Source organism: Gilvimarinus sp. 1_MG-2023 (genome assembly GCF_030548285.1).
Genome location: NZ_JAUOSC010000002.1, coordinates 24,429 through 37,825, shown reverse-complemented (window position 1 = coordinate 37,825; position 13,397 = coordinate 24,429). Strand labels below are relative to the sequence as shown.

Sequence of the window (13,397 nt, the reverse complement as noted above, 5' to 3'; positions counted from 1 at the left end):
AAAGAATCACAATACGTTGGCGAGGCTCATCCTTGAGCTGCTAGCGCTGTTTTTGTGATTTACGGAAGCGGTTTAGTGAGTACTTGCGGAGCACTCCGGTGTATTAAGGGCGCCATTGCTGTTCCCCATAAGGCCAAACGTCGCCGAAACCCCAGGGGCCAGATTCGCGTTCCAGCTTAAGTGGCTGGCGGTAACAGCTAGCCCTTCAGATTCAACATTGGCATTCCAGCTGTTGGAGAGACTTGGGGCAACGTCAAAAGAAAGGTCAGCCTCCCACCCAGTGATAGGGCTGGTTGAGTTATTGGTGACGGTTATGTCCATTTGATAGCCTGAGTTCCATTGATTCAGACTGCTCACCTCGCAAGTCAGTTCGCCGGGCTGTGGGTTGGGCGGATCAACGGGGTTTGTTGGATCAGTCGGGTCGGTTGGATCAGTGGGGTCCGTAGGCTCGGGATCTGTCGGGTCACTGTTATCATCTTCAGGTGGCGTTCCGGTATAACCTTCTTGACCTTCATGGGTCATGCTCAACACTAGATAGCCGTTTTGGGTGGTGGCATTGACGGCGGTGAAGTCGGCACTGTTTTCGGCGAAGGTCCAATCTGCGATTCCCCAGCGAGAGGCGTCTAGCGTCTCAAAGTCATCGCGCCAGCTAAGCTCGAAATGCTCCCCGTCCCACGTATGGTATTCGATCCAATTCACATACATGTGAACGGGTAAAATACTGTCATCGAACGGCCCAACCCAACCTGCGATATTGGCAGGCCAAAAGTTAAAGCGCGCTTGCGAAGGGCTGGTTAAAGCGCTCGCCTGGCCTCCGTTCGTCTCCCGCACTAACTCGCCGTCAATTAACCAGCGCATTTGGTCCGGCGTCCATTCTAGCGTAAACGTGTGGTAATCATCCGCAAGTGACGGGGTAGTGTGTACCTGCTCAGAGGTATTTTTGTTTCCTTGCCCTGTGATGATGTTGCTTTGCCAGGCGTTGGCACCGTTTTTACCTAAAATCTCAATATCGACTTCTTCCCAGAAAGTATTCTCCAGCTCCGAGCCCTCCTTCCAGAGAAAGAAAGCCGAGACCAGGCCACTACCTTCGCCTGCTCTCAGGCGCATCACATACTTGCCGTAAAGCTCCGAATCAAGAGTGTAAACTTCCGCACTTTTGTAGGGTTTGGCATTAGTCAATAGCGGTGTGCTCAATGCAAGCACACAGGCAAATCGCAATAAAGTTGAATACATAATGAAATCCTTTGAATTTATTAGTATGAATATGGCAGCCCCTCTCCCCAGCGATAAGGTGGTAGAAATGCCCGCCGACGTCGATGTTCTAGTGTTTTGGCTCAACAGTTAAGAATCAAAGAATTTAGGACTCTACGCCGCTAGCAGGGCGCGAACAGTGAAACTTTTCGCATTTTGAAGAAAGGGCCGTGCAGCGTAAAAAGCCTAATGGTTGAGTCAGTGGTGGTGTAGCGCAATAGTTAATTTAGCCGCCTAATTAGAGGTGATATGATTACCCTTAGGTGCATAGGTGCATAGGTGCATAGGTGCATAGGTGCATAGGTGCATAGGTGAGCAATATGTAAACGTACAAAACTGGGTGGTAGTCCAGAGTTTAGATTGGGAGTGCAAGTTTTGGTAATTGGGCGTGCTGAAGGGGGAGTAGAATTTTTAGCTTATAAAAGGCCCTGAAAACGAGAGCTTAATTTTATGTTTGATGCCCAGAACAGAGTGGGGCAAGCGCATACAAAGCACGGCTATGTGCGCCGCCGAACGCGTGGCAGCTGTGCTGCCTCGCTGGAAGTCCCGACTGCTTTTGGGGCACATACAAAAAAGCCCCGATCAGTGATCGAGGCCTTTAATGTTTGGTGCCCAGGAGAGGGTGAGGCAAGCGCATACAAAGCACGGCTTTGTGCGCCGCCGAACGCGTGGCAGCTGTGCTGCCTCGCTGGGAGTCCCGATTGCTTTTGGGGCACATACAAAAAAGCCCCGATCAGTGATCGAGGCCTTTACTATTTGGTGCCCAGGAGAGGACTTGAACCTCCACGCCCTTGCGAGCACTAGCACCTGAAGCTAGCGTGTCTACCAATTTCACCACCTGGGCAGATGGTTAGCGGTGTTTTAGGCCCGATTGGTTAACGTGCGTTGTGAGAGTGTACCGACACGCTACGCTTGGTCACTTTCAGCGTCCTGCTTTACGTGACACTCGTACGTCCTGTACGTCGTCTACCAATTTCACCACCTGGGCAAGTCAGTGTTGGCGGGTGCCAAACGCTGAGGACGCGCACTATACGACCAGTTTTTTGGCTTGTCAACGCCTGCTCGCTGAAAAGTGACAATTTCTTCTCATTACCGCCAAGTTGATGTTTTTGTGAGCATTTTGGGTGTTGTTAGAGATCTTCTGCCCTTGTTATTGGTTTGGGCTTACTGCTTTTAAGCCAGTAACTTTGCGGCGGTGATTTGGCCGATTAGAATTCCCTGGCGTGTGACCCACAGCGTCTGTTGGGAGGTGAGTTGCAGGGCTTGCTTGACGGCGCTTTCATTGGCGCTGATGTCTATTTGATTGCCGGCCGGCTGCATGATTTGGTGCACGGTGCAGTAGACGAGAGCTCGGCGCGCCCACTGGGTGAGTTCATCCAGGTTCTCGACATCGTGGCCCGTTGTGCGGCGGAAGTTGTCGTTAACCAGTTGCGCACGGTAGGTTTCTTCTTGATTCATCAATTGGTAGATGTCGGCGCTGCCAACACTGCCTACCAATTGGTGGTCGGATGCAATAACCGGCATTCGCGCTAACTCCTTGCGGTTTAAAAGGTTTTGCAGGCGCTGTACAGACCAGCCTTCGTACGCGCAATCTACCTCTGGTGATAGATACTTTTCGATATAAGCCGTCATTGTTATCCCTTTTTACCACAGTGTAATCGCCGGCCGGTTTATTGCCAATAGACGGCTAAGCCGCTCGAATTGGGGCGAAGCGGCGCTGCCCATTGGGAGTTTAATGTGAGGTCGCGGTGTTCTGCTGGGGTAATGTGCTGTTAGGCCGCGCCTGTGGCTATTTTTAGCCCGGTGCTGTATGCTTCGCGGCCTTTTCCAAGTGCCGCTTTCCGAGCAATTCATCCCGAGCAATATGCCATGAAATTTACTGAACTGGGCCTCGGCCCCAACATTCAAAAGGCCGTTGCCGCCCAAGGTTATGAAACCCCAACGCCGATTCAGGCGCAAGCCATTCCCGCTGTGTTAAAAGGTCGGGATGTGATGGCGGCCGCCCAAACGGGCACAGGCAAAACGGCGGGTTTTACCTTGCCGATGCTGGAATTGCTCGGAGGTAGTAGTGCCCGACCTAAAGCTCAGGCTAAAGGCAACCCGGTGCGTGCATTGGTGCTTACCCCCACCCGGGAGCTGGCGGCCCAGGTTAGTGAGAATGTGGCGATTTATAGTCAGCACATGCCGATTAAGTCGACAGTGGTTTTTGGCGGGGTAAAAATTAACCCGCAAATGATGCGGTTGCGCGGCGGGGTGGACATTCTGGTTGCTACGCCGGGGCGGTTGTTGGACTTGCATCAGCAGGGCGCACTCCATTTTAAAGATTTGGAAATTCTCGTGTTGGATGAAGCCGATCGTATGCTCGATATGGGTTTTATTCACGATATACGCAAAATTTTGAAATTGCTGCCCGATAATCGTCAAACCCTGATGTTTTCAGCCACCTTCAGCAAAGACATTCGCGAGCTGGCAAAATCTTTGGTGAATGATCCTATCGAGGTGTCGGTTAGCCCACCCAACAGCACCGCCAAGCGCGTCAAGCAATGGTTGTGCCCGGTGGATAAAAAGCAAAAAGCGCCGCTGTTAATTCATTTAATTGAGAGCAACGATTGGCAGCAGGTGCTGGTGTTTAGCAAAACCAAGCACGGCGCGAACAAATTGGTAAAACAATTGGACGCCGCCGGCTTGCGTGCAGCGGCCATTCACGGCAATAAAAGCCAAAACGCTCGCACAAAGGCGCTGGCCGAGTTTAAACAAAGTAAAGTGCGGGTTCTGGTCGCTACCGATATTGCCGCGCGCGGTTTGGATATTGATCAGCTGCCTCAGGTTGTCAATTTTGATTTGCCCCAAGTAGCTGAGGACTATGTGCATCGCATTGGTCGCACTGGGCGCGCCGGCGCCGAAGGGGCGGCCGTGTCACTGGTATGCGCCGATGAAATTGATATGCTGCGCGAAATTGAGCGGCTGACAAAAACAATTATCCCGCGCGAAGAGCACGTTGGTTTTGAGCCTATACATACGCTGCCGGATTCCAGTCTCGATGCCCGGCCGCGCCCGTCGCGCAGCCCAAAAAAGCCGCGCCAAAACCGCCCCAACCGGCAACAGACAAAAGGCGACGGTCGCGGCCAGTCGCAAAAACCGGCGGCCAAGTCCGGCAAGGGGCCGCTGGCCAAAAAGCCCGGGGGAAATAGTTCGGGTAAAATTAGCAATTCGCGCCGCCGCTCGGGTGCCAACTCTAAGCCTAAAGGGCCGCAGGGTTCCGGTGGCAATAGGGGCGGGCAGTAGCTGCCAAAGCGGGCCGTACAGTAAAGGCGGTCAATGCTGTTGTTCGTTGGATATTGGGTATTTTTGAGGGCTCACAGTGGATAAAAACCTACAAACCGAAATCGAAGCGGCGGCTTTTCGCCGTTTATTAGCACACCTGGATGAGCGCAAAGATGTGCAGAATATCGACTTAATGGAGTTGGCGGGCTTTTGCCGCAACTGTTTGGGTAAGTGGTATCAACAAGCGGCGAGCGAGCGCGGTGTTGAGCTTGACAAAGAACAGGCGCGCGATGTGATTTATAAAATGCCCTACGCCGAGTGGAAAGAAAAGTACCAAACGCCCCGCTGATAAAAACCTTTATCACGACCACTGAGTAATATCTACGCAAGGCATCGTTAGGTGCCTTTCTGTTCTGCCTATCACCTTACCAGCCAAACTCGCTGTTCGAGTACCTCGGTTGGCGCCGCTTTTTGGCGTCCAAAATGGCGTTTGATTGGATTGTCGTCCAATTATTGGGTTCTGTACAAAAAACATGCTATACATGTCTGCGAGTTATCTCAGGGGTTATAAGGAGAAGCTCTGACACTAGTGGTCCGTGCGATTAACTCTGTAATTTTTAGAGTGCCTGTAATGATGCGACTCGGCGTTGCGTCTCACCACTAGTAGACGGTTTAATTTTGTTGCTCACACAAGGATCAGGAGGCAAGGCATGCTATTCGTGACTAATCGCACCCCCGAGCAATCCGCCCGCTCGCGCACCAATCGCAACATCAGTTTTGATTATCAAAATACCGCTGTTTCGCAGTATCTGTATTTTTGTGAACGCACAGGTCAGGATCAATATACCGAGATTAAAAGCAAGGCATTCTTTGGTCGGTTAAAACAGCTGCCCGAAAAGGTTCAGCTGCTGCTGTATGTGCACGGCTTTAATAACAATATGGAGCCGGATGTTTTTACCAACGCCGAAAGGTTGCAGCGGTTGATGGACGCCCATTCTCCGGAGTTGGTGTTGGTTGTGCCTTTAATATGGCCCTGTGATGACGACTCGGTCGCCGCGTTTGCCGATGATTACTGGGATGACCAAGACGCAGCCGATGCCAGCGGTTTGGCTTTTTCCCGTATGCTGGGTAAATTTGATGACTGGCGCCGCGACCCGGCTCAACAGCAAGAGCCCTGTTTGCGGCGAATGAATATACTGGCTCATTCAATGGGTTCGCGGGTGCTGAATAACGCATTGCGCGAATGGGCCGAGAAACACTCGGCCGGAAATATGCCCCAGCTTTTTCGCAACGTTTTTTTAGTGGCGGCGGATTTAGAAAATGAAATTTTAGAGCAGGGGAAGAGTGGTCGCTATATTGTCGATTCGGCCCGCAACACCGTGGTGTATTTTGCCAGTGACGATTACGCTATGCCCGCCTCTAAAATTGCCAATGTTCGCCACAAGGTGCTGTCGCGCCGACTCGGGATGACTGGCCCGGAAGATTTAAGCAAATTGCCTACCCGTGTGTATGAGGTTGATTGTGATGATTTTAATAATCGCTTTGACCGCAAAGGCCACGCTTATTTTCTGGACGACGCACATGGTGTTGCCAGCCCGGTGATTGAGCACATAGCCGCCGCCATAGATGGCGGGCGCGTGTCGCCGGCAAACCGCAGCGTGGTCTTAGTGGCACCGCCGGCTGGGTAGGGCGGGCCGCGCGTCGGGCCATAACTTACCTTTTACAGTCACTTTATTGTTGTATAGAGCCTGATAAACTATCGAAGTTTTAATGGCGATGTTCACAACGATGGGTGTCAAGACATGTACGATGGCGAAAGAATCAATAGCATTACTCACCTTATCGGGGCTGTTTTGGCTTTGGTGGGGTTTGGCGCACTGCTTACAATCAGTATTCAACAGTGGGATGCGGCACTGATTGCCAGCTTCGCTGTGTTTGGTGTGACGTTGATTTTGCTCTACACCATGTCCACGCTCTACCACAGCTTCCGCTCCCCGCGGGTGAAAGCGGTGTTTCGCAAGCTCGACCATGTGTGCATTTACTTACTGATTGCCGGTACCTACACACCTTTTATGATGGTGACGATCGGCGCCACCACCGGTTGGATTATGCTGGCGGTGATTTGGGGCTTGGCGCTGGCGGGTTTACTACTGGATATACTGCCGAAAAGGCGCATTAAATGGCTGCAAATACTGATCTACCTGGTGATGGGGTGGGTGTGTGTGGTGGTGTACAAGGATTTGGCCGAAGGGTTTCCGGCGGCGGGCCTGACTTGGTTAATTGCCGGCGGTATCACTTATACCGTAGGGGTGGTTTTCTATGTGCTCGATGGCCTTAAAAAATTAAAATATGCTCACGGTATTTGGCATATGTTTGTATTAGCGGGCTCCTTTTGCCACTTTATTTCGATTGTCGCATACGTGCGCTGATGCGGGCAGTTGACCTCAGGGCTTAATAATACCGCCCAATGCGAATATTGTTTATCGCATTGGGCGGCTAGTTACACGATAGCCCCGCTTAGTGGGCCTGTATGTTGCCGCAGTCAGTGCCCAACCATTTGCCGCTGTGCTCTACGGTGATTTGTTCCAGTTTGCCGTTAATTTCGGTGGTGGATTGCGATTGCCCAGCGTAGTGCTCATCGCTGTGAAAGGTTACTGAACCTGATCCGTTGTTTTTTTCGCCATCACAACTAAAATTCAACACGGTTTTACCGTCGACTTTGCTTACCTCGTCGGTCTGACAATCGTTCTTTTCCGAAACGGTAAACTGGCCTTCAGCCGCGCGCTCAGGGCTCAGGCAAGTTTTAAATGTTTGCGAGTCCAGGTCAAAATCGAGCCCTTGCGATTTCAGCATGTTTGCCATCATTTGCTTTTGGGCTTCAGGTAGTTGTGCCAGCTGTTGGCGCACTTGTTCCATTTGTTTTTCGAGCTCACCGCTCTCGGTCGAAAAATCAATGCTGTTTTGCCACAGCCCCGGTTTAATGGTGGGCGTCTCGGCGTGGAGGGGTAAGGCGGCTACAGTCAAAGCGCAGGCGAATAACAACGGATAAGCTTTCATACAAATGTCCCTAAGTTATGTGAATGTAAATTTGTTAGTTTTGTTGGCAGGCTGAATCTGCCGGTTTGTCGTCCTGGCGGGCGCGATTAATAGCCCGCTGCCAACCCTCAAGCATGGCGCAGCGCTCGGCCGGGTTAATGGCCGGCTCGCAGCGTCGCTCTAGTTGCCAGTCGGATGCGATATCTTCCAGGCTGGGGTAAATTCCGAGTTGCAGGCCCGCCAAACGCGCGGCGCCCAGTGCTGTGGTCTCAATTACGTGGGGTCGCTCGGCCGGAGTGTCGGTAATATTCGTAAGAGTTTGCATTAGCCAATTGTTGGCAATCATGCCGCCGTCGACCCGAATAGTGTCGGGGCGGTGGCCGGCATCGGCGGTCATTGCCTGCAGTAAATCGTGGGTTTGGTAGCACACCGCCTCCAGGGCGGCACGGGCAATTTCGGCCCGACCGCTGTCGCGCGTTAGGCCGCAAATAACCGCTCGGGCTTGCGGTTGCCAATGCGGTGCGCCAAGGCCGGTAAAAGCCGGTACTAAGTACACGCCTTTATTGGATGATAAACTCGCGGCTAATACTTCGGTGTCACTGGCATGGTTGATTATGCCGAGCTTATCTCGCAGCCATTGCACGGTGGCGCCGGCCATAAAAATAGAACCCTCCAGTGCGTATTGTGGTTTGCCGTTTAAGCGATAGGCGACTGTGGTCAGTAGGCGATTGCGGGAGGTTCTGGCGTCACTGCCGGTGTGCATCAGGGCAAAACAGCCAGTGCCGTATGTGCTTTTGATCATGCCCGGTTTAAAACAGCCTTGGCCAACCATGGCGGCATGCTGATCACCTGCCACACCGGCAATAGGTAAATGTTGCCCGCCCAGGCCTTCGATGGCTAAGCCAAAGTCGGCGGCGCAATCGTATACCTCGGGTAAAATACCCGCCGGTATGGCAAAAGCGTCGAGCAGTGTTTGATCCCACCGCTGGGTGTGGATATTAAACAGTAAGGTGCGTGAGGCGTTGGTGGCATCGGTAGCGTGAACTTTACCGCCGGTTAATTGCCAAATCAGCCAAGTATCCATGGTGCCAAAGGCCAGCTCGCCCGCTTCGGCTTGTTGGCGAGCGCCCTCGACGTGGTCGAGAATCCAGGCGATTTTAGTGGCGGAAAAGTAGGGGTCTAGCAGTAGACCGGTGCGCTCGGTAATATCGGCCTCCTGATCCGCCGCTCGCATTGTCTGGCATTGCTTTGCTGTGCGCCTGTCTTGCCAGACAATCGCAGGGTAAATCGGCTCGCCACTGGCGCGGTTCCAAACCACAGTGGTTTCGCGCTGATTGGTAATGCCTATACCGGCCACCCCTGTGCCGGGGGGTAGCTTTGCCAGTGCTTCGCGGCACACCGCTGAGGTCACCCGCCAAATTTGTTGCGGGTCGTGTTCTACCCAGCCGTCGGCGGGAAAGTGTTGATCAAACTCGCGCTGTGCATCGCTGACGATATCGCCATTGGGCGCGAACACAATTGCCCTGGAGCTGGTCGTGCCTTGGTCTATGGCTAATATATGCTGATCCATATGTCGCTGTCGCCGGTCAAATAAGTGTACGCATCCTGTGAATCTCTCCTGCAAGAGCTTAGCGCGACTTGCCGGCGGCGACAAATGTCGAATCCCGTATAGTGGGGCTTATGTCGGCTGTGTCACTTATTGGCAGCGGCCATTAGAGCCCGTTTGGGTTAAAGATTATTCAGTCTGGCTCAAATACCCTATAATGGGGAAAATTTATTTCTCAGACCCTATTGGAGTCTTTCTTTTGAGTAAAAACCGAGTTCCGCCTGCGGATCCATACGCCGATCGTGAGGCGAAAAAATACGACAACCCCATTCCCAGCCGCGAGTTAATCCTCGAACTGCTGGATCGCCAGCCCGGCCCTTGCACCCACCCCGAGGTGGCTGACTTACTGGAGCTGACTTCCGAAGAAGATGTTGAGGCGCTACGTCGCCGTTTAATCGCTATGGCCCGCGACGGTCAATTAATCAGCAATCGCCGTGGCGCCTATGCCCGCGTTGATTTAATGGATCTGGTGCGAGCCCGAGTTCAAGGCCATCGCGATGGCTACGGCTTTGCTATCCCCGCCGAGGGCGGCGATGACATCTATTTGCATAACCGCCAAATGCGAAAAGTGTTTGATGGCGACGAAGTACTCGTGCGTTTGCAGGGCGAGAGTTATCGCGGCCGCGAAGAAGGTGCGATCATTGAAGTGCTGTCGCGCAACACCAAAACCTTGGCAGGTCGTTTTATTAAAGAAAATGGCGTGCAATTTCTGAGCCCCGAGAACAATAAAATCACCCAGGATGTAATGATTGCCCAGGGTGATGAAATGAACGCGGTATCTGGCCAGATTGTCGTGGTTGAGGTAACCCGCCAGCCCGATAAACGCCGTCCGCCCCAAGGGCGCGTGATGCAAGTGCTGGGCGACCATATGGCCCCCGGTATGGAAATTGAGCTGGCCATTGAGGCGCACGGCATTCCCAATCAGTGGAGCTTTGAAGCACAAACCGAAGCCGAGGCTTTGCCTGTTGAGGTGATTGAAGAAGATAAACTGGGCCGGGTAGATCTGCGCGATCTGCCTTTCGTCACTATTGATGGTGAAGACGCTCGCGATTTTGACGATGCGGTTTACTGCGAACCGAAAAAAGGCGGTGGCTGGCGTTTGTTTGTCGCCATTGCCGATGTGTCGCACTACGTTCGACCCGGCTCGGCGCTGGATACCGACGCCAAGCACCGCGCCACCAGTGTGTACTTTCCCGATCACGTCGTGCCCATGCTGCCGGAGAAAATCTCCAATGGCCTGTGCTCTCTTAACCCACACGTTGATCGCTTGGTCATGGTCAGTGAAATGACCATTTCAGCCCGTGGACAGGTCAGTGGTTACAAGTTCTACGAAGGGGTTATTCACTCTCACGCCCGCCTGACCTACACCGAAGTTGGTGGCGTATTGTCCGGTGATGAAGCTCTGAAAAACAGATTGGCCGATCGTTTAGGTGACATCCACAATCTGAACGAGCTGTATAAGCAGCTGCGCGAGGCGCGTTCAGAGCGCGGCGCCATTGATTTCGAAACCGTTGAAACCCGCATAAAATTTAACGAAGATCGTAAGATTGACGAAATTGTACCGGTGCGACGCAACGATGCGCACAAAATTATCGAAGAGTGCATGCTCTGTGCGAATGTCGCAGCAGCGCGTTTTCTCGATCAGCATGGTTTAAATGCACTCTATCGAGTGCACGAAGGGCCAACGGCGCAAAAGCTGGAAAACCTGCGTGAATTTTTGGCCGAGCTTGGCCTGGGTTTGCGCGGTGGTGATGAGCCGAGTTCAGGTGACTACCAAGACCTATTGTCGCAAGTGGGTCAGCGCCCCGATGCCAATATGATACAAACCGTTATGTTGCGCAGTTTGCGTCAGGCTGTTTATCAGGTGGAAAACGAGGGCCACTTTGGCCTTGGCTACGATGCTTACGCTCACTTCACCTCACCGATTCGCCGCTACCCCGACTTGCTGGTTCACCGCGCCATACGCTCGGTAGTGCGCTCGCAGGCCGAGTCCAAACACGTGGTGCGGATTGAGGGTGTTAAACCTATTCCGGTGGAAAAAATATTCCCCTACGATGTGCCTGCCATGGTGGCGTTGGGGGAGCACTGCTCACTGTCTGAGCGCCGCGCCGATGAGGCCACACGCGATGTAGTCAGCTGGCTTAAGTGTGAATATCTGCAAGACAAAGTCGGCGATGTATTCCAGGGCGTAGTCAGCTCAGTGACAGGCTTTGGTTTGTTTGTTGAGCTGGTGGATATTTACGTGGATGGATTAATCCATGTAACTTCACTGCCACACGATTACTACCGTTTTGATGCTGCCAAGCACCGTTTGGTGGGTGAGCGCACTCGCCAAGTATTTGGTTTGGGAGATGAGCTCTCGGTGCGCGTGGTGCGGGTCAGTCTGGACGAACGCAAAATTGACTTTGAGCTGGAGTCGGTTAAAAACAAACGTCGGGCCAGCAAGGCGCCGGCCAGTAAAGGTAAGGGTCGAGGTAAGGGGCAGTCAGGAAAGGGTGGACGCAGTCCCGCTTCTAATGGCGGTCACAAATCGCGGCACAAAGCGGGAGATGCCCCCAAACCACGCAAGAGGAGATCGAAAAATGGCTCTAACGCCGGCTCGCAAGCTGATTCACAGGCGCAAAATTCGCAGGTTCGATCGACGCAAAAACCTGCAGCGCAAAAGAACCGATCTCTACTTGCGAAGGCAGCAGCTGGATTTAAGAAAACGCTGGCGCGCTTTAAAAAGAAGCCTTAGACGCACCAATGCCATGCTGTTTTGGAAAGATAGATACGGCGGGCCCAACCCCGCCTCTGAGGTAGAAGAACGTGAGTAAATCAGAAACGTTGTACGGCGTGCATGCCGTACAGGCCGTGTTAAAAAGTCAGCCCGAGCGAGTGCTGAGCTTGATGATGCTGCAGGGGCGCAGCGACCAGCGGGTGCAAAAGCTGTTGGGCTTGGCGCGGCAAAATGGCATTGCCATTGAAGAGGCCTCGCGCAAAAAAATGGATGCACTGGCGGCCGACGCCAATCACCAGGGGGTGATTGCTTTGGCCCGTCCGGGCAAGCAATACGACGAGCATTACTTGTACGAGCTGCTCGACACCTTAGACGAGCCACCTTTTTTTCTGGTGCTCGATGGTGTGACTGATCCGCATAACTTAGGCGCCTGTATGCGCTCGGCCGATGCGGCCGGAGTGCACGCGGTGATTGCTCCCAAAGACAACTCCGCGAGCCTTAACCCCACAGCGCGCAAAGTGGCCTGCGGCGCCGCCGAAGTGGTGCCTTTTATTCCTGTAACCAACTTGGCTCGTGCGTTGACCAAACTTAAAGAGCGTGGTGTTTGGGTCAAAGGCGCTGCAGGTGAGGCCACCGATACCATTTATAGTGCCGACTTAGCCGGTCCGCTGGCATTGGTGATGGGCGCCGAAGGTGCCGGGTTGCGCCGTTTAACCCGCGAGACCTGCGATGGCTTGGTGAAAATTCCCATGGCGGGCACGGTCAGCAGCTTAAATGTGTCTGTCGCCACCGGGGTGTTTTTGTTTGAGGCCATGCGCCAGCGGATGTAGGTTTTTTGCTTGCCCTTGAACGGGATATTGGTAAAAATAGTTCGGTCATCTCTGACAAAAAAAATGTAATAAGGATTTGGAGAATAATATGAATAATGATGCGATGGGAATGCTGTTTGGTGGTGTTGGGCTGGTTTTTCTGCTGATATTCATTGTCATTTTTGTGTTGTATATGCTGAGCTTGTCCAAAGCTTTGCGTTTGGCTGGACCGCAAAACCGCAAAATGGAGCCGGGTTTGGTGTGGTTAAACCTGATTCCGTTATTTAACATGGGTTGGATTATCTTCACTGTCTTAAAAGTGTCAGAGGCCATTAACAATAAACACACCGAAAATGGCACCCCCGACCCTTCTGAAGGCGCTAAAACCATCGGTTTGCTCTACACAATTTTTGCGCTGCTTACTTTAATTCCGATTTTGGGTATGTTTCTCGGTTTGGCATCACTGATTCTGTGGATTGTTTACTGGGTGAAAGTGTCTGGCTACAACAATGCGATGCAGCAAATGACGTCTGCCCCCGCTGCTGCGGACGATCCCTCTTAAGTAATTAGGCCAGATTCGAAATAAAAACCGCCTCAGGGCGGTTTTTATCGTTTTTGGGGTGGGGTGGGGGTACAGAGCAGACAACTAAAAGAATTAAGAATGCCGAACTTTTGTGCTAATATGCGCGCAACTTGCGCCAAGTGAGGCCTT

Annotated in this window: 11 protein-coding genes and 1 tRNA gene; 7 read left to right on the top strand and 5 right to left on the bottom strand. The window is 52.7% G+C overall.

Annotated elements, in window-relative coordinates; translation table 11 throughout:
• Positions 1-72 precede the first annotated feature (72 nt).
• From Q4563_RS03130 to Q4563_RS03120, 3 genes are all read right to left on the bottom strand, one after another.
• Positions 73-1,233 carry a family 16 glycosylhydrolase gene (locus Q4563_RS03130; RefSeq protein ID WP_303603563.1) on the bottom strand — a complete coding sequence of 387 codons (1,161 nt, stop codon included), beginning with the start codon at positions 1,231-1,233 and terminating at the stop codon, positions 73-75.
• Positions 1,234-2,008: 775 nt separating this feature from the next.
• Positions 2,009-2,095 (bottom strand) — tRNA-Leu (locus tag Q4563_RS03125).
• Positions 2,096-2,424: 329 nt separating this feature from the next.
• Positions 2,425-2,883, bottom strand: coding sequence for a CBS domain-containing protein (locus Q4563_RS03120; protein ID WP_303603562.1), 459 nt, complete (start codon positions 2,881-2,883; stop codon positions 2,425-2,427).
• Between the two features lie 237 nt (positions 2,884-3,120).
• On the opposite strand from Q4563_RS03120, the gene Q4563_RS03115 reads away from it, so the two are divergent.
• The 4 genes from Q4563_RS03115 to trhA all read left to right on the top strand — a co-directional run bounded on the left by Q4563_RS03115 (position 3,121) and on the right by trhA (position 6,944).
• Positions 3,121-4,536 carry a DEAD/DEAH box helicase gene (locus tag Q4563_RS03115; RefSeq protein ID WP_303603561.1) on the top strand — a complete coding sequence of 472 codons (1,416 nt, stop codon included), beginning with the start codon at positions 3,121-3,123 and terminating at the stop codon, positions 4,534-4,536.
• A gap of 76 nt (positions 4,537-4,612) precedes the next feature.
• Positions 4,613-4,864 (top strand): DUF1244 domain-containing protein, encoded by a 252-nt coding sequence (locus Q4563_RS03110; protein WP_303603560.1) that lies wholly within the window; start codon positions 4,613-4,615, stop codon positions 4,862-4,864.
• Positions 4,865-5,225: 361 nt separating this feature from the next.
• Positions 5,226-6,203, top strand: a complete 978-nt coding sequence (locus Q4563_RS03105; protein WP_303603559.1) for an alpha/beta hydrolase — start codon at positions 5,226-5,228, stop codon at positions 6,201-6,203.
• A gap of 114 nt (positions 6,204-6,317) precedes the next feature.
• Positions 6,318-6,944: a PAQR family membrane homeostasis protein TrhA gene (gene trhA / locus Q4563_RS03100; RefSeq protein WP_215977104.1), complete on the top strand. Its 627-nt coding sequence runs from the start codon at positions 6,318-6,320 to the stop codon at positions 6,942-6,944.
• A gap of 88 nt (positions 6,945-7,032) precedes the next feature.
• Here trhA and Q4563_RS03095 read toward each other — a convergent pair whose 3' ends face one another.
• Both Q4563_RS03095 and glpK read right to left on the bottom strand, forming a co-directional pair.
• On the bottom strand, positions 7,033-7,572 hold the full coding sequence (locus Q4563_RS03095) for a DUF3617 domain-containing protein (protein WP_303603558.1): 540 nt from the start codon (positions 7,570-7,572) through the stop codon (positions 7,033-7,035).
• 34 nt (positions 7,573-7,606) lie between these two features.
• The gene (glpK, locus tag Q4563_RS03090) at positions 7,607-9,121 is read right to left on the bottom strand and encodes a glycerol kinase GlpK (protein ID WP_215977106.1); all 1,515 of its coding nucleotides are present in this window, start codon (positions 9,119-9,121) and stop codon (positions 7,607-7,609) included.
• A 235-nt stretch (positions 9,122-9,356) separates the two neighbouring features.
• On the opposite strand from glpK, the gene rnr reads away from it, so the two are divergent.
• The 3 genes from rnr to Q4563_RS03075 all read left to right on the top strand — a co-directional run bounded on the left by rnr (position 9,357) and on the right by Q4563_RS03075 (position 13,247).
• A complete protein-coding gene (rnr, locus tag Q4563_RS03085; RefSeq protein WP_303603557.1) occupies positions 9,357-11,894 on the top strand; it encodes a ribonuclease R in 2,538 nt (845 codons plus the stop codon).
• A 71-nt stretch (positions 11,895-11,965) separates the two neighbouring features.
• Positions 11,966-12,706: a 23S rRNA (guanosine(2251)-2'-O)-methyltransferase RlmB gene (gene rlmB / locus Q4563_RS03080; protein WP_303603556.1), complete on the top strand. Its 741-nt coding sequence runs from the start codon at positions 11,966-11,968 to the stop codon at positions 12,704-12,706.
• 88 nt (positions 12,707-12,794) lie between these two features.
• On the top strand, positions 12,795-13,247 hold the full coding sequence (locus tag Q4563_RS03075; RefSeq protein ID WP_215976172.1) for a hypothetical protein: 453 nt from the start codon (positions 12,795-12,797) through the stop codon (positions 13,245-13,247).
• The last annotated feature ends 150 nt before the right edge of the window (positions 13,248-13,397 follow it).